Source organism: Bacillus sp. TCT6, assembly GCF_056033845.1.
In genome coordinates this window covers 309,984-327,788 of sequence record NZ_JBVYHX010000001.1, presented here as the reverse complement: position 1 = coordinate 327,788, position 17,805 = coordinate 309,984, and the positions used below count along the sequence as shown (strand labels likewise).

At 34.5% G+C, this 17,805-nt stretch carries 15 protein-coding genes and 1 pseudogene; 4 read left to right on the top strand and 12 right to left on the bottom strand.

From position 1 onward, the window contains the following. The first annotated feature begins 37 nt into the window (after positions 1-37). Both AC0ONG_RS01530 and AC0ONG_RS01525 read left to right on the top strand, forming a co-directional pair. Positions 38-1,492: a HAMP domain-containing sensor histidine kinase gene (locus AC0ONG_RS01530; RefSeq protein ID WP_000041024.1), complete on the top strand. Its 1,455-nt coding sequence runs from the start codon at positions 38-40 to the stop codon at positions 1,490-1,492. A gap of 145 nt (positions 1,493-1,637) precedes the next feature. Further along, entirely contained in the window at positions 1,638-2,150 is a 513-nt protein-coding gene (locus AC0ONG_RS01525) for a GNAT family N-acetyltransferase (protein WP_000351212.1), read from the top strand. A 32-nt stretch (positions 2,151-2,182) separates the two neighbouring features. Here AC0ONG_RS01525 and pdxR read toward each other — a convergent pair whose 3' ends face one another. Beyond that, the gene (gene pdxR, locus AC0ONG_RS01520; protein WP_000891922.1) at positions 2,183-3,583 is read right to left on the bottom strand and encodes a MocR-like pyridoxine biosynthesis transcription factor PdxR; all 1,401 of its coding nucleotides are present in this window, start codon (positions 3,581-3,583) and stop codon (positions 2,183-2,185) included. Between the two features lie 120 nt (positions 3,584-3,703). Between pdxR and AC0ONG_RS01515 the strand changes: the two genes are divergently transcribed. Together AC0ONG_RS01515 and AC0ONG_RS01510 are read left to right on the top strand one after the other, a co-directional pair. After that, on the top strand, positions 3,704-4,630 hold the full coding sequence (locus AC0ONG_RS01515; RefSeq protein WP_001059061.1) for a DMT family transporter: 927 nt from the start codon (positions 3,704-3,706) through the stop codon (positions 4,628-4,630). A 195-nt stretch (positions 4,631-4,825) separates the two neighbouring features. Further along, on the top strand, positions 4,826-5,350 hold the full coding sequence (locus AC0ONG_RS01510) for a DUF4871 domain-containing protein (RefSeq protein ID WP_000719684.1): 525 nt from the start codon (positions 4,826-4,828) through the stop codon (positions 5,348-5,350). Between the two features lie 286 nt (positions 5,351-5,636). Here AC0ONG_RS01510 and AC0ONG_RS01505 read toward each other — a convergent pair whose 3' ends face one another. From AC0ONG_RS01505 to AC0ONG_RS01455, 11 genes and pseudogenes are all read right to left on the bottom strand, one after another. Next, positions 5,637-6,836: an NAD(P)-dependent malic enzyme gene (locus AC0ONG_RS01505; RefSeq protein ID WP_000880775.1), complete on the bottom strand. Its 1,200-nt coding sequence runs from the start codon at positions 6,834-6,836 to the stop codon at positions 5,637-5,639. Between the two features lie 59 nt (positions 6,837-6,895). Further along, complete coding sequence (locus tag AC0ONG_RS01500) at positions 6,896-8,242, bottom strand: 2-hydroxycarboxylate transporter family protein (RefSeq protein ID WP_000512864.1); 1,347 nt, start codon at positions 8,240-8,242, stop codon at positions 6,896-6,898. Between the two features lie 122 nt (positions 8,243-8,364). Further along, positions 8,365-9,072, bottom strand: coding sequence for a response regulator (locus AC0ONG_RS01495; RefSeq protein WP_000598690.1), 708 nt, complete (start codon positions 9,070-9,072; stop codon positions 8,365-8,367). Continuing rightward, positions 9,069-10,673: a sensor histidine kinase gene (locus AC0ONG_RS01490; RefSeq protein ID WP_000746398.1), complete on the bottom strand. Its 1,605-nt coding sequence runs from the start codon at positions 10,671-10,673 to the stop codon at positions 9,069-9,071. Before AC0ONG_RS01490 ends, AC0ONG_RS01495 begins: the two co-directional genes overlap by 4 nt. A gap of 78 nt (positions 10,674-10,751) precedes the next feature. Continuing rightward, positions 10,752-11,570: a methyl-accepting chemotaxis protein gene (locus AC0ONG_RS01485; RefSeq protein ID WP_434166820.1), complete on the bottom strand. Its 819-nt coding sequence runs from the start codon at positions 11,568-11,570 to the stop codon at positions 10,752-10,754. Between the two features lie 120 nt (positions 11,571-11,690). Further along, a pseudogene (locus AC0ONG_RS01480) lies at positions 11,691-12,593 on the bottom strand (HAMP domain-containing protein); the annotation flags it as partial. Positions 12,594-13,015: 422 nt separating this feature from the next. After that, the gene (locus AC0ONG_RS01475; RefSeq protein WP_003255893.1) at positions 13,016-13,771 is read right to left on the bottom strand and encodes a C39 family peptidase; all 756 of its coding nucleotides are present in this window, start codon (positions 13,769-13,771) and stop codon (positions 13,016-13,018) included. A 7-nt stretch (positions 13,772-13,778) separates the two neighbouring features. Next, positions 13,779-14,600: a hypothetical protein gene (locus AC0ONG_RS01470; RefSeq protein ID WP_000728581.1), complete on the bottom strand. Its 822-nt coding sequence runs from the start codon at positions 14,598-14,600 to the stop codon at positions 13,779-13,781. Between the two features lie 232 nt (positions 14,601-14,832). Continuing rightward, a complete protein-coding gene (locus AC0ONG_RS01465; RefSeq protein ID WP_012614732.1) occupies positions 14,833-16,083 on the bottom strand; it encodes a sensor histidine kinase in 1,251 nt (416 codons plus the stop codon). Beyond that, positions 16,080-16,751, bottom strand: coding sequence for a response regulator transcription factor (locus AC0ONG_RS01460; protein WP_001238636.1), 672 nt, complete (start codon positions 16,749-16,751; stop codon positions 16,080-16,082). The genes AC0ONG_RS01465 and AC0ONG_RS01460 overlap by 4 nt, the downstream gene beginning before the upstream one ends. A 195-nt stretch (positions 16,752-16,946) precedes the next feature. After that, positions 16,947-17,651, bottom strand: coding sequence for a metallophosphoesterase family protein (locus AC0ONG_RS01455; protein WP_000821985.1), 705 nt, complete (start codon positions 17,649-17,651; stop codon positions 16,947-16,949). Positions 17,652-17,805 lie beyond the last annotated feature (154 nt).

The window sequence follows — 17,805 nt, the reverse complement described above, 5'->3', positions numbered from 1 at the left end:
CACTGACTCTTTATTATGAATAAGGTATGGTGAAAAAATGAGTAAACTTTCCCTTAAAATTGGGACATACTTTTTAATATTAGCTTTATGTATTGAAACAATTGCTTTCGTATCTTTTTATAAAAGCCTTTCAAAAATGCGTATTGTAGAGGAAACAGATGCTCTTTTAGAGAAAGGTAATCGCTATAGTAAAAAAATTAAAAGCCGCGAGAGACGGGATGAATATTATAAAGAAATGAAACACGCTGAACATAATAAAAATCCTAAACGTCCTGTGTATCCTGAGTTCGATATTACGAATGAGGCTGCACACTTAGTTGAATCGGAATCAATTTCTAACTCCGATATAGCTATCATTATTACTGACCATAACGGCAAAATTATTTCCACCTCAGAACCCGTAACAAAAGATATGCAAAAACAACTTACTTGTAAAACAGAAACTGTCCCAGACGGCGGATTGGTCGTTGAAAGAAACTGGAAAAAATCAAAGTTCATCACAACAGTAAGCCCACTTAACACAACAAAGTTTCAAGGAAAGCTATATATGCTATTAAAAACATCTTTCCTAGAAAATATGTTACTTAAACTCATGAACCAATTTCTTATCATTAGCGTTTTAACAATTATTTTAACAACAATTTCTGTCTTTGTTTTTTCACGCGTTATTACAGAACCACTTGTAAAAATGAAGAGAGCGACAGAAAAAATGTCAAAATTAAATAAACCAATTCAATTAGGTATTAAACGGAATGATGAACTCGGAAGTTTAGCAAAAACAATTGAAGATTTATCGAGTGAACTTACGTATATGAAAAAAGAGCGCAATGAATTTCTCGCTAGTGTCGCTCATGAACTATTAACTCCATTGACCTATATGAAGGGTTATGCAAAGGTAGCAAAGAGAGACTCTTTAACAAAAGAGGAGCGAGAAGAATACTTACAAATCATTGAGGATGAAACGGATAGTGTAACCGATCTCGTCCAAGATTTATTTATGCTTGTACAATTAGAACAACACCAATTTGTTATAAAAAAACAAAAAGTGCTTCTTCAGCCATTTTTAGAACGAATGGTTGAAAAAACAAAAACAACATTAACGAATAAGCAAATGCAACTTCATGTATATTGCAAAGATGATTTAGAAGTTTGTATAGACGAAAGACGTATGGAACAAGTTATGTTAAATTTATTACACAACGCTTATCAACATTCGCCAGAAAACACATCTATTACGATACGTGTACTCATGGAAACAGATTCTTTTACAATAAGTGTACAAGATGAAGGTGAAGGTATTCCTGAAGAAGATATCCCGCATATTTTTGACCGCTTTTATCGTGTCGATAAATCTAGAACACGAGCTACAGGCGGAAAAGGTATCGGGCTAGCTGTTGCAAAGGAAATTGTAGAATTGCATAACGGTTCTATTCTAGTAACAAGCCAATTAGGAGCGGGAACAAACTTTATAATCGAGCTACCTTTTGAATAATATGCGTGTGAAAACACCAGTAGTAGTAAACACTACTGGTGTTATTTTGTTCATAAAAACAGCTCATATAAGCTAAGCTTTTGAAATTATTCTTATTTCAATATAAAATAAAGGTACATTTGCAAAGATTTGGAGGGTGATATAATTGGATATCCATGTATTAACAAAAGACGAAGCAGAAATTTACTTAGAACTTCGCGTAGAAGGATTAAAGCAAAACCCCGAAGCATTCAGCTCTTCTTATGAAGATATTATTAATAAAGAGTGTGCGATTGAATATAAAGCACAAAAATTAGCACAAGATGAAAACTATACGCTAGGTGCATTTAAAGATGGAAAATTAATCGGGGTTGCAACACTGGAAACGAAACCATATGTAAAACAAGAACATAAAGCTAAAATCGGTTCTGTATATGTATCTCCAAAAGCACGTGGACTTGGAGCAGGAAAAGCACTTATTAAAGAATGTCTTGAGCTTGCTAAATCTTTAGAAGTAGAACAAGTTATGCTTGATGTTGTTGTTGGCAACGATGGAGCGAAAAAACTTTATGAATCATTAGGTTTTAAAACATTCGGTGTACAAGAACGTTCATTAAAATATAACGGACAATATTGGGACGAAGAGCATATGGTCTTATTCTTAGATGAAAATAAATAATAAAAAACATCCTCATGTTTGGAGGATGTTTTTTACTTTCTGGTAAACCATGCCGTGTGTAATAATTGAATCGCTTTCGCAATTTCTTCCTCTGATAATATCGCAAACCCAAGTAAAACTACACTCTCAGGCGCCGTACCGTCTTTATAGTACGTAGACACAGGATATATTTTGATACTATGTTTCGCAGCTTCTTGAATTAATTCTTCTTCCCGCATTCCGTTATGCACTTTTAATAAAATGTGTAATCCCGAATCTTCTCCTATCACTTCAACACGATTAGAGAAATACTTCTCTATTTCAAAAACAAGTCGATCTCTCTTCTTTCGGTAGACGACACGCATTTTATGAATATGTTTTTCCCAATAGCCTTCATTTAAAAATCTTCTAATCACTTCTTGGTCCATTCTTGAAACACTTTGTGTATAAAATAAATATTGCTGTTGATACTTTTTAATTAATTTCTTCGGCAACACCATATAGCTCATCCGTAGCGATGGCAATAATGCTTTAGATAGCGTCCCCATATAAATAACTTTCCCCTCTGTATCTAACCCTTGTAGCGCCGGTATAGGCTTTCCAGAATAGCGAAATTCACTATCATAATCATCTTCAATCATATACCTGCCCTCTTCTTTCTTTGCCCATTGTAAGAGCTGCATCCTTCTCGTAATAGGCATAATCATTCCATATGGAAACTGATGGGAAGGTGTAACAAATACAACATTCGCATTGCTATTTTCTAAATCTGCAATACAAATTCCATCTCTATCTAAAGATAACATTTGGACTCTTGCTTCTCCCTGTTCAAAAACAACCATCTTCCTATGATACCCTGGGTTTTCAACTGCATAATTGCTTCCCTTTAACAATTGAAACAATAGTTTCACTAATATTTGTGTTCCCGCTCCTAATACAATTTGACTAGCTGAACAACGCACACCTCTAGATTCATACAAATAATTCGTAATCTCTTCTCTTAAGCTCGCTTCCCCTTGAGGGTGTCCTAGAAAGAGAAGTTCGTTATTATGCGGCTGCCATACTTCATTTACAATTTTCCGATACATATTGAATGGAAAAGCATTTGTATCAATTCCTGTTTGTGTAAAGTCAAATTTATAACTCTTCTCCTGAAACGGTACTTCTTCTATTCTCTCTCCGCAATCCTCTACATGAACCATTTGCTCAATCTTGCATACAAAATAACCTTTTCTCGATATCGACTCAATATAACCTTCTGCAAGTAATTGTTCGTACGCTGCCTCTACTGTATTTTTACTTACTTGTAAATGTATCGCTAACTTTCGCTTAGCTGGTAATTTCGTAAAAGGTACAATCGATCCATCTTTAATTTCTTTTTTTATATACTCATACAATTGCACATATAATGCCTTTTTACTATTCACATTTAAATTAGGCGTTAATTCTAACATAATATCTGACCCCTTAATAAAACTAAAATCTGATACTTTTTACAGTACCAGAAGTTATATATAATTCCTTTTATCATGTCACACATAAAAAATCAAATACCGGAGAGGAGAAACATGATAATGAACAATGGTAGACGTATCGGACTTATTATGATTATTACAGGGGCTACATTATGGGGATTATCTGGTCCAATGATTCAGTGGCTATTTCAGCATACTAATGTATCCTCAATTGATTTTTTAACAATTCGCTTGTTGCTTGCAGGAATATTTATTTTGTCTTTCTTACTTACAAAGAAACAAAACATATTTCAAATTTGGAAACACCCTAGATATTCTATACAACTTATTATTTTCTCTATTCTCGGCATGCTCGGTGCACAATACGCCTTTATCGAAACGGTTCATATTAGTAACGCGGTCACAGCAACGCTATTTCAATTTCTAGGTCCTGTTCTTATTACCATGTATGTTGCATTTGAACAAAGAAAATTCCCTGCTTCTATGCAACTATTCGCAATTATAACTGCGCTAACAGGGACATACTTCATTATTACAAATGGCTCAATTGAAAATGTTGTTTTATCTAAAGAAGCTATTATTTTTGGACTATTAACAGCAATCGGATTTGCATTTTATACCCTCCATCCAGCTTCGCTTATTAAAGCATGCGGAACAACCATAGTAATTGGCTGGGGGATGTTAATCGGCGGCATCGCCCTGCTTATTTGTAATAGTTCGTTTGGATGGAGTCAGCTTTCACAAACCTTTACACCAAAAACTTTTTCTATGCTTATTCTTATCATTATAAGCGGCACTCTTTCTTTCCTTCTTTATATCGGTAGTCTGAAATATTTAGCCGCAACAGAAACAAGCATTTTATCTAGCATTGAACCCCTTGTAGCTGCCATCGTTTCAATCACTTGGCTAAATGAATCTTTTGGAACATATCAATTATTAGGCGGCGTATGTATCGTTCTGTCCGTTATTTTTTTGACGATGCCTCAAAAAGAAACCGAACCAACCTATACAACGGAACAAATATAAGGTGAAACTTTAATCAGTGTGGGTTTGTTCATCCCCCCCACAGATTATTAACCTACACCAATCGGGCTTTTACGGGATAAAAAATGTCAAAAGAGGTCGTACAAAACTTACGACCTCTTTTTATAATTTAAAGGAATTGTCCCGCCTTCTAGCAAATACAATTACACTAACAATAAAAACTAGGAGTGTGGCACCATGAAAAAAATCGGAACTATGCTACTTCTCTCCTTCCTCATCACTGGATGCACACAAGCACAACCTGATTCAAAAGTACCTAAAACAGAAGCTGTCACAACATCATCCGCTCAAGTGAACGCACCTTCCTTCTTTCACCTTAGTGTTTTAAAAGATGTAAATTGGGAAGAAGCACCCTCATTCATAGACGGAAAAATACCTTTAAAAGGCATCGAAAAAAAAATCGCAATGGCTGATAGTCCTATTATCGCAAATGAACAAAATGAAATAATGTGGTACTTTCTAGATTCTGAAATACCAACTGGAAAATTGTCTATTATTGCGCTAAAACAAGGATCTGTAACTCCAACACCAGTACTCTTTCAAAAAGAAACTTCCAAACAAACTTGGACTACTTCAAATACAATCGATTCTACTACAAGCGAACTCCCTCTCGCTATGTCACTACCTTCATCTGGATTATGGTTATTAAATATATATGTGAATGAAAAATATTATGATCAGTTTGTAATCACCGCTGAGTAAAGTGACAAAAATAAACCACTTTCTTACAACAATGTAATTTCTACGTCATGTACTTCGATAGTTGAATTATCTCTCTTCTCTTATACTTAAAGTAAGAAATGAAACGATGAGAGATGAAAAAAATGATAGAAGTGATCGTAGCAGTAACTGAGGTTTTAGTAAATGGTAAACAAGTTGCAATGGAATTAAATAAATAGTGAAGAAACATAAATAATTCTACACTTCTTCATTATTTTGATTTCTTATCTCAAAAAAGCAGTGCCTTTTTAGGCACTGCTTTTAGCTATTAATAACTTGTTATTTTCGTAATTTGCGCCACGCCTGAATCAATAGCTGCTTTCGCTACTGCTTCTGCAACACTTGGAACAACTCTTTTATCTAATGGATTCGGGATTACATAATTCGCATTACGTTCTTCGTCCGTAATGATGTTAGCGATCCCATATGCTGCCGCTAATTTCATCTCTTCTGTAATATCAGTCGCGCGCACATCTAACGCACCGCGGAATATTCCGGGAAACGCCAATACATTATTTACTTGATTCGCATAATCCGAGCGCCCAGTTCCTACTACAGCTGCCCCAGCCTCTAATGCATCCTCAGGGAAGATTTCTGGAATTGGATTCGCCATCGCAAACACAATTGCTTTCTCATTCATCGTCTGTACAAGTTCTTTCGTTAATACGTTAGGAGCAGATACGCCAATAAAAATATCAGCTTGGTGAATCGCTTCTTTTAACGTTCCACGCACATGTTCACGATTTGTCTTTTTTGAAACTTCAATTTGCGCTTCGTTCATCCATGTTTCACCTTCACAAACAATACCTTCTAAGCTAACTAATGTAATGTACTTTGCACCAGCCTTTAATAATAATTTTCCAATTGCAATTCCTGCCGAACCCGCACCGTTAATAACGATTTTCACATTATCCATTTGTTTGCTAACAACTTTTAATGCATTAATAACAGCTGCTAAAACGACAATAGCTGTTCCATGTTGATCATCATGGAATATAGGAATATTCGTTTCTTCTTTTAATCGTTTTTCAATTTCAAAACAACGTGGTGCTGCAATATCTTCTAAATTAATCCCTGCAAATGTAGGCTCTAAATTTTTTACAAGGGTAACGATTTCATCTACATCCGTTGTGCCTAAACATAATGGGAAAGCATCTACATTCGCAAACTTCTTAAACAAAATACTTTTTCCTTCCATAACAGGCATAGCCGCTTTTGGTCCAATGTTTCCTAAACCAAGTACCGCTGTTCCATCTGAGACAACCGCCACCATATTACCACGTGCTGTATAGTCATACACCGTTTCTTCATCTGCCGCAATTGCTTTACAAGACTCAGCTACACCTGGTGTATACGTCAGGCTTAAATCATCCGCTGAATTTACCTCCACTTTACTTGTAATTTCAATTTTCCCTACTAACTCTTTATGCAATAACAATGATCTTTCATTAATTTGATTTGCTAACATACTTATAATCTCCCCTTAATTTGACAAGCTAGCTATATGAATATAGCTAGCTTGTTTAATCATGAAAACATCTTTAATAATATTGTCGCTGTTACAACCATTGCTGCCCCGCCTAAACGAGTAGAAATTTGCGCGAACGGCATTAATTCCATACGATTTGAAGCCGATAAAATAGCGACATCTCCAGTTCCACCTAAACCGCTATGACATCCAGTTACAATCGCTGATTCAACTGGATACATTTTCATCACTTTCCCTACAAGAAAACCTGATGCTACCATTGTAAGAACAACCGATGCACACACAACAACATATCCTACTGAAAGAACTGCTGCTACGTCTTTTAACGGAATATATAGCAATCCTAATCCAACCATTAAAGGCCAAGTTAAATTTTTTGAAATAAATTTATATAAATGGAATGCTCCTTGCTCCATTTTCGCTGGCATTAATTTAAAGTATTTCACAAGTGCTGCTGAGAAAATCATAATGATTGCCCCAGGAATACCGATGAACTTAGAAGCAAATCCTCCGAAGATGAAGAACGTGCACGCAATTAATAAACCTGCTCCCATTAATGAGAAGTCAATTGGCTTCTCTGTATTTTGTTCTTTTAATAATTCTGCTTGATTGTCTGTTTTCACTAATACACCGTTACCACTAAGCTCTGGTTTCTTCTCACCTAAACGCTTCATATACCCTGCACTCACGATTGCGAACATATTTCCAATAATAGCTGCTGGAATAAGCTGCGATACAAACGTTGCTGATGATTCATTTAAAATGTCACTATAAGCTAGCGACAATGGTAAAATTCCTTCTCCGATACCACCACTCACAATTGGTACGATGATAAAGAAGAATGTCTGCTTCATTTCAAATCCAAATAGTGAACCGACCAATAATCCTACTGCTACAGAAGCGAACGTCCCTACTACTAAAGGAATAAACATACGAACGAAACCTTGTACTAACACTTTACGGTTCATTCCTAAAATACTTCCGACTACTAAACAAGAAATATATAGATATAAAAAGTTCGATTTTTTCATTAACATTGTCGCAGCTTCCATTGAAGCTGGATTCATCCAGTTAAAAAATACAAGTAATGATGGAATAAATAACGAAAGTATTGCTGGACCGCCGATATTTTTTAAAATTGGAATTCTCATCCCAATATCACCTAAGAAAATCCCCATGATCATAATAACTGCAAATCCACCAATCATATCTGCTGGCAATTTATTATATACAGATGCCCCATAAATAATAGCAGCCAATACTACATATAACGGTAAAGGTATAACACCGATTTTTACATTCATAATTTTAGAAGCGAAAGATTCTCTTTGTACTTCATTTCCTTCAGGAAATGATACCGCTTCCACATTTTTTCGAATTCCCATATGGCACCCCCTCGTTTTCTTAATAACAATATTAAAACGCTTTCAATAGTAAAAATAGTTTTTGTAAGTTTTGTAATTGATTTTGTAATTAAAAAAAGTACAAGCGACTTATACTAAGTCGCTTATACGTAAAACTCTATTTTCTTTTGATCAACACATCTTAATTTACTTACAGGTCTTCCCACATGTTGGTACATCATTTCGTTTTCTAACACCCCAATGTCAGTCAAAAACATTACATATTTTCGAATAGAAACTCTTGAAATTCCAACTAATTGTGCCATTTCATCTGTTGTAAACACTCTTCCATTCAGCAACTCGATCTTCTGCCAAATTAATTGCAACGTTTGCTTCGTTAACCCTTTCGGAAGCTCTTTAGTGACAGTAGGCTCTCTTTTTTCTTTTTGTAAAATTAACGAATCTAATTCCGATTGACTAATTTTTTGCTGTTCTTTCATGAAAGTAAATTTTTCTCGATATATAGTTAATGCCTCTTTAAATCGTTCAAATGTAAATGGTTTAATTAAATAATCTACAACTCCATATTGTAATGCTTTTTTAATACTCCCCATATCATGTACAGCTGAAATCATCATTATATCGATTTCTTTTTCTTGGTTCCGGATATACATTAAAAGCTCAAACCCAGTCTCTTCAGGCATAAAAATATCAAGTAATACTAAATCCACTCGTGATGTCTCTAATACTTCTATCGCCGACTTTACTGAGTTAACTGCTTGAACAAGTTCAAACCCTCCTACTTGCTCTAAATAGTGCGTATTTAACATTGCTACCATCGGGTCATCTTCTACAATTAAAACTTTAATCATATTTGCCTCTCATCCCTACCTTTAGGTATTTCAATTGTTATCGTTGTTCCCTTTCCTACTAATGAATGCATATGAATTTCCCCATTTATTCGCTGTATACTTTCTTTTACAAGATACAAACCATAACCCCGGTTATCTCCCTTTGTGGAATAACCTTTCGTAAATAATTCCTCTATTTCTTTTTCTTGTATACCTTTTCCCGTATCTTGTACTGTAATAGTTAATATATCCCCATGTTGTATCTCAATTTCAACTTGCTTCTTTTCACAATTCGTCACTGCTTCTAATGCATTATCAATTAAATTTCCGACAATCGTAATAAGTTCATGAGTAATACTTTCATCATCTATTTCCGGCATATAAGAATCTTCACTTATAATTAATTTTATATTTTTCTCTCTAGCATAGCTGAGCTTACCTAGTAAAAAACCAGCAAATACTGGACTTTTTATTCTTTTCATAACTCCACCAATTTCATATTGATGCTCTGATACCATACCGCTTATATACTTCTGTAATTCTTCATACTGTTTCATATGTGTAAGCCCTAATACGACATGCATCTTATTCATAAACTCATGAGATTGTGCCCGTAATGCTTCTGCATATAGTCTAATACCAGTTAGTTCCTCTGCTAGTTTTCTAATCTCTGTTTTATCACGAAATGTTGCAATTGCACCCACTATTTCTCCTTTTACATATAAAGGAACTCGATTCGTCACAATCGTAATTCCATAAATATTTTGTTCTTCGTTTAATTGTACTTCTCCCGTTTGCAATACTTCTTTTATACGTGAATTTGGCATATACAACTCAACATCTTTACCGATAAAATTTTCTTCAAGTCCACTTTTTTTAAATAGACGTTTTGCTTCATTATTAATTAACGTTACTCTAGCCTCTTTATCTACAGCAATGATCCCCTCCTTTACAGATTGTAGCATCGTATTTCTTTCTTCAAGAATTTTTGCTATCCTGTGAGGCTCAAGACCGAATAAACTTTTCTTGATATGTCTAGCTAGCAATATTGCTCCTATAATTCCGACTAATACTCCAACTCCGACACCAATATAAATGATATGTCTACTTTCCTTAACTCTCTCTTTTACATTATCTGCTGAAATACCAACGGCCACTGCTCCAAGTTGTTCACCTGTTTCAGAAAATATTGGTACAAACACTCGCATGGAAATACCTAAAGTTCCTTCTGCTAACGATACATGTTCTTTTCCTTTCAATGCAGGCCCTTCGTCCCCACCAATGAAATGACGACCTATTTTTTGAGGATCTGGATGAGATTTTCTTATTCCATCCATGTCCATAACTACAATAAATTGAACACCTGTGTTTTTTAATATCCTATTTGTATACGTTTGGATTGCAGGAGTATCCGCTTTCCCAACCAAGCCATTGATTACAATTGAATCATTCGCCACAATGTGTGCAATTGTTTTTGCTTTCTCTGCTTGGCTATCCTCCGTCGCCCGTTCTACATTATGACTAATTAATATATCTGTCACAAGTAAAGAAAAAATTACAACTGTACAAACTAACAATGTAATCGTTTTCCACAAATTCCATAGTCTTTTTCTTTTTTTCATCCCGTTAATGACTCCCCTAATTGCTGAATAGAAAAATAAGTAAGGTGATATTATTTTCACCTTACTTATCTGCTGTTATTATACTTTAAATTTACTAGTCATCGCTTGTAGTTCTTCGGCCATCCCAGCTAAGTTTTGCGAAGCTGAACTAATTTCCTCCATTGAATTAACCTGTTCTTCTGTTGAAGCTGCAACACTTTGCATACTAGCTGTATTTTCTTCTGCAGCCGCTGCAATTTCATCAATAGCATTTGTCACTTCATTTGCATCTCCAGCAATTCTCTTCGTTGTTTCTACCATTTGATTAACTTGAGAAACAATATGTGTAGTAGAACTTAAAATTTCCGTAAAACTTACTTTCGTTTTTGTTACAACATCAAGGCCTTGTTGAACTTCTCCATTCACATTATCCATTGCCTTAACAGTATGTTCAATATCCGCCTTAATTTCTGCAATTAAATTTGCAATCTCTCCAGATGACTCTCCTGATTGCTCTGCTAATTTTCTAACCTCATCTGCTACAATAGCAAATCCTCGACCCTGTTCACCTGCTCTTGCTGCTTCAATAGCCGCATTTAAAGCTAATAAGTTCGTTTGAGTAGCTATGTTTTGAATTGCTTCAGAAATAGCTCCTACTTGCTTTGATTTCTCATCAAGAAGTTTAATAATAGCATCTGACTCGGATACCGACCTAGAAATAGACTGCATTTGTTTTGCAGTTTGTTCAACTAAATCTTCTCCCTCTTCAGCTCTTTCTCTCGCATGTAATGAGGAAATAGAAATTGACTCTGCGCTTCCGGTTACATCTTGAATTGCTGTATTTACTTGTTGTAATGTAGCCGCACCTTCTTCAACACCTTGACTTTGTGATTCAGCCCCACCTGATACTTGTTCCATTGCAATTGTAATTTGATCTGTCGCATCATTTGCTTGCTGTACGCTCGCTGTTAACTCCTCAGCCGATGCCGCGACATGTTCTGCTGAAAAGCTAATTTGGGTAATAACATCTTGTAAAGACGTAGACATTTCATTAAATGAAGTCCCTAATTTCCCTATGTCATCCTTAGAATGGATTGTAATTTTCTCTGTTAAATCTCCCTTACTAATTTTATATGCTGATTCAGCTATTTTTCGTAATGGCCCTGTAATAGACCTTGTAATGAAATAAATTAATACACTACCAAATGCAATAGCGATAGCAATAACAATTAAAGTCTTATAAAACACTGGACTGGCAGCTTGGGTAATTTCTTCATCGAACATAACTCCAACTACTTTCCAGCCGGTTTTTTCATTTGTTACAAAGATTAAATTCTTTTTATCATCTTGTTCTGTATAAGACACATTTCCTTGTTTATCTTCATAAATTGGTTTAACCCAAGGATCAGTAACTTTCGCACCTGGTTTTCTAGATGGATGACTAACAATTTGCTTATTTTGATCTAAAATAACTGCATAACCTTTTTCACCAATGTTAATCATTTTGGAAATTTTTAAGATGTTATCTAAATTTAAGTTAATTCCTATAACACCTTTACCATCTTTTACTTCTTTCGCAATGGTCACTACCATATTTTTTGTAGATGCTGATTGATATGGTGCAGTAACAATTACTTTCCCTTTATTTTCATGTGCTTCTTTATACCAAGATCTATCTGTTGGATTATACCCATCAGCCATTTGGATAAATGGTTCTCTTATAAACTTTCCCGTCTGCGTTCCAATATAAATACCTTCTACTTCTGGATGAAGCTTTATATATTGTGCTAACTTCGTTCTCACTATCTCTTCTTGTCCATTTGGATATGTATCCTCTGTTAAGATGTCTGCAAAATACGTCGCATCAACAAATTTCTCTTCTATATTTTGAGAAATAACAGTATTTAAAACTGAAATATTCTCCTTTGCTTTATCTGTCATTTGATGTTCAAAATTTGTTTTGGCAGTTTGATATGAAACACCACCGATAATAATTCCTGGTATAGTTAAAATAATAAAAAATGAAATGATTAATTTTTTCTTGATACTCATACATTTAACCCAGTTAAATATTTTTTGCATAATAAGCCTCCTTTATGTAATGTGGATACTTGTGTCATTTTATACAATTAACATACATAAAACAATATATAATGATAACATGTAAATTTTTCGTCAATTATGCATTTTTCCATATTCACTCCTTAATAAGGATTTTAATCATAAAAATAAGAGAACTTTAGCATTATATATACTAAAGTTCTCTTATTTTTCAACAGCTTCTACTCTAAAAAATTTCTCTTATAATCTTCAATCTCTATCCTTCGCCTTATAGTCATCTTACTAAAACTCTTCATCCTAATTTATTTGGAGCTCTTTACATAACTAATTGCCTGACTCCCCATTTGCACCCATGCCTGTTCAAAGCTTTCTCTCGGTACTTTTACATCTAAGCTATCCTCAAGTGGATCTCGAATATATACAGATTCCTGATCATACCCAATAAGTACAATACAATGTTCATTATACGTAATAGAAACATCTCCACTATTTGTTTCCCATGTAGTAAATTCATCTTCATCTAATGGTGCAAATGTTGCATTCGTAATCATGACTACCGGTTTCCCTGCTTTTACACTCTTATAAATCTCTTCTATATTCTTCCCAGTTAAGTCTACAGCTTTATTAGGTAAATATTTTTCTGCTAACTGAAAAAGTGGCCCATGATATACACCATATCCTGATTCAGAGAATGTATAAATATTACCTACAAATCCTTCATTCGGATTCCCGCGCACACCATCGTCTATAAAATCAACTTTTTTTATTTCATTTGCTAATGTCATCTTATCCACTGAAACACCAGCGTATTGTAACATCATTGCTAAACTTGTCACTTCACAGCCTCTATCCAATTCTGGTAACTGCTGAATTAATGGAACATTTGATAAGATGACTTTTTCATCGTTATTACTAAACTCCGTTTCTTTTCCTCTTTGTATATTTGAGAATGTAAACTTCTCTACATACTTTGGAATTCCATTTGTATATACACTCCATATTGCTGCACCTAGTAAAGCTGTACATATATACCACTTCAATTTTCTTATCACTTTCACGCCCTTATTAATTCGTTAAATAAGAATAAAATGCGTCAGCATCCGTTCTAATCATCGGTACAAAATTTAGTTCTTTTCCTTTTTCAGGCTGATCTTTTTTTATCTTTTCCGCTAACTCTTGAATATTCATATTCATTTTATCCATATTAAGCTCATCTGCCATTTGTAGCACCTTTTGTTCATTAATTTCTTTTAATATTTGATATATATCTTTACCGTACAAATCAATATGATATTTTTTTGCTTCTTCCTGTACTTTTTGTTCGTACACTTCTTGTGCTAACTCTTCAATTTCTTTTCCTTTTTGAGAAATGTCTAACTTTCCTGCTTCTTCTCTTACTTTCGTTCCGTAGATTTCTTCCGCGATGTCTTCAATTTCTTTTCCATCTGTAGAAATGCCTAATTTATCTGCTTCATCTTTAATTTTAATCGTATTAATTTGAGTAATTAAATCTACAATTGATGTATTCTCTATAGATATACCTAGCTTTAACGCTTCTTGCTTTACTTTTGTTTCATAGATTTCTTCTGACAGCGTCCCAACATCTTTTCCTTCAATCGAAATACCTAACTGCTCTGCTTCCCTTCCTACTTCTGTTTCATGAATTTCTTTTTCTAATGTAATTTGTTCTTTTCCTTCCGTTTCAATACCTAGTTCCTCTGCTTTTTCTTCTGTATGCACTGCATGTATCTTACCATTGTTCAATTGTTCTTTACTGCGCTGCGTGTAATCTGTCTTTCCTTTTTGTGTTTCAGAAGGAGAGGCACCCCCTAATATGCTTAAACTCATTACTCCAATAGTGAATACCGTCATCATTTTCTTTTTCAAAATTAATTCCTCCCTCTTACACTTTCTTTTTCAGCATTCCCATAATTTTTTTAATACTATACATACATCTCATCGCTGCTTGAGATAACATTATGATTGATAAAATCCACTCACATACACCTAGTCTCTTCTTCATGTAACGAACGTTCTTTATGCCATACATAATATAAATAGTTTCTTAACTTTCCCTTAAAAAAAAGACGACCTTGTAAAAACAAGATCGTCTTCTTACTTATATTTTTTGATTTTTAGGGAAAATCACTTCAAAACAAGTGCCATTTCCCCATCTGCTCTCTACTGATATTTTTCCATAATGCTTTTCTACAATCCAATTTGCGATTGAAAGACCTAATCCAGCTCCTTCTGACGTACTTCTTGCTTTATCCCCTTGATAAAAACGATCAAATAATTTCGGAATATCTTCTTCTTTCACTCCTATCCCGTCATCCTTCACCTGTATACGAATTGAACTACTCGTTTGCGTACAATCTATTTGAATATGCCCACCTTCGTTTGTATACTTCATCGCATTATCTAACAGTATGACCATCATTTGATGAATCCGCTCTCTATCCCCCATAAAAGATACACCACGTTCTACTTTTAGTATCATTTCTTTTTCCTGATAAGAAGCAATCTCTTTATATGGAGCTACTATTTCTTCTAACAATTTATCAAGTTCAAATGTTTTCTTATCCATCTCAATTTGATTAGAATCAGAACGTGCTAGCAATAATAAATTACTAACGAGTTTCGATAACCGCCTACATTCTTTTGAAATTGTAGAAATATCCATCGCTTTTTCTTCTATCGTAGCGGATGGTGATTGGAATAACACATCCGTTTTTGATTGAATAACTGCAAGCGGTGTCCTTAGTTCATGTGATGCATCAGAAACGAATTGCTGCTGTTTCTCCCATGAATTTTGAATAGGTACAAGTGCTCTGCCAGCTAGGAAAAAGCCGATACCTATCGCACAGAGGCTTCCTATGCTACAACCTATAACGAGGATTAAAAATAAAGTATTTAACATTCTTTCTTCCGCTGTTATATCTCGCACGATTTGAACTATTTCTCCATCTTTTTGAAGCGAAAATGCTCTAAAATATCGTCCTTGTACTTCAATATCTTGTAACTCCCCTAATTTTTTTGGAGAAAACTTTTCCAAATTCTCTTCAAAAATAGAACGGAATTTACGGTTATCGCCCTCTATTTTCACTATTTTCCCATTCCAAGTTATTCTAGTTACTCGCGGATCTCCAATCTGGATATTCTCTATGCGTTTTCTTGGTGGTATTTTAACATCTAATTTTTCTCTATACTGAGCCATCATTTTTATAGATTGATCCACTTCATTATAAATACGCTTATATGTGTATGAATAAATAATACTGCCTAATATACCTATTAATAGGATAAATACTAATGAATTCACTATAGTCAAACGAATGCGTGTCTTTTGAAACATACTTCCTTTTCTCATTGTTCTTTTAATATATATCCAATACCTCGAACGGTTTGAATATCTTTCTGATAACCGAATGGCTCTAATTTTTTACGTAAATGATGCACATACACTTCTACAATCGCTACTGTCGTATCTGAATCAAATCCCCAAACACGATCAAAAATTTGTTCACGCATTAAAATCTTCCCGCTATTTTGAATGAGATACTCTAGTAGCTCATATTGTTTCAATGTCAACTTAATACCTTGTCCATCTACTTGAACGTCTTTATCTTTTCCGAACAATTCAATCCCTTTATAGCGAATCGTTTGCTGCGTTGTTAAACTACCACTTCTGCGTAGTAAAGCGCGAATTCTCGCTTTTAATTCAGGGGCCTGAAATGGCTTAACGATATAGTCATCTCCACCAAAGTCCAATCCCTTCACCCGATCTTCTAAAGAATCTCTCGCTGTCAAAAACAGGACTGGTGTTTCAATCTTTTCATCACGTATTTTTTGAATCACTTCAAATCCGTCCATCCCTGGCATCATCACATCCAACAAAATTGCATCATATATATTTTGAAGCGCTAAAAACAATCCATCTTCTCCATTCAATGCTGTATCCACTTCAAATTCATCACGCAAAATTTGTACGATAGATTCTAATAACGAAGTATTATCTTCTACTACAAGTAAGCGCATGCTCTCACCTTCCATCAAATAGTTCAATTCTATTTATTATTACATTTCTTCTCTTCATAACAAAAGAATGTAGTTATATTACGTAATTTCATTTTCAGCTATTTCCTTCTAAAATTTTGAAGTTTTATTATAAAAACTTTGTCTTAAATTTACCTTAATAAAAAATTGAAAGAAATAAGATTCCTCTTATCTCTTTCAATTTTTTATTACATATACCTTTTTACTTGGCAACTCCAAACAATTTAGCTGACCACCATACACAGCCCCGCCATCAATTCCAATAATACGATTACTACCAAAATACACTCCGCAATCCTCACTACTATGAAGCGTTTTTGTTTCCGTATGCCCAAATACAACAACCTTTTCACCGCTATATCCATTATGAAATTCATTACGGATCCACATTAACGTATATGGTTCAGATTCAGAAACTCGTTTCATCGGCTCAACCCCAGCATGTACAAATATATACTCTTCTGTTTCAATGTAATGATCTAATTCTTGAATAAACTTTATATGTTCCTCTAATACAGAAGATTGTAAAATCGGTTTTTGGAAGTCTTTCTCATTAACCGCAATATCTTCTTCTACAAATCCATAACTATATAATGTCTTATCTCCACCATTTCTTTTTACCCAATGGTTCCATGAACGTTCCTCATTTGTCGTTAACGCCTTAATCATCATATCTTCATGATTTCCTTTTAAAATGAGTGCTCCCTCTTCTTTCAATTCTTTTACCTTTTCAATTACAGCACGCGCATTTGGACCACGATCTACATAATCTCCCAGTAAGATTAATTGATCCTTTTTCGCATTATATTGAGCTTCTTTCAACAACTGTTCAAACTTTTCTATTTCTCCATGAATATCACTAATAACAAGAATTCTTTTCATATTATCCCCCCTCTTTCTAATTATAGTTCAAAACAACGGAAAATTCCGAATCTTAACCTTGGATTAAATTTATCCCGCATTAACAGGCAGTAAGACCCCCACCTCAAAATTCAGCGGAAGCAAAGAAGTTAGGTGGGGGTAGGGCTGCCCGTTA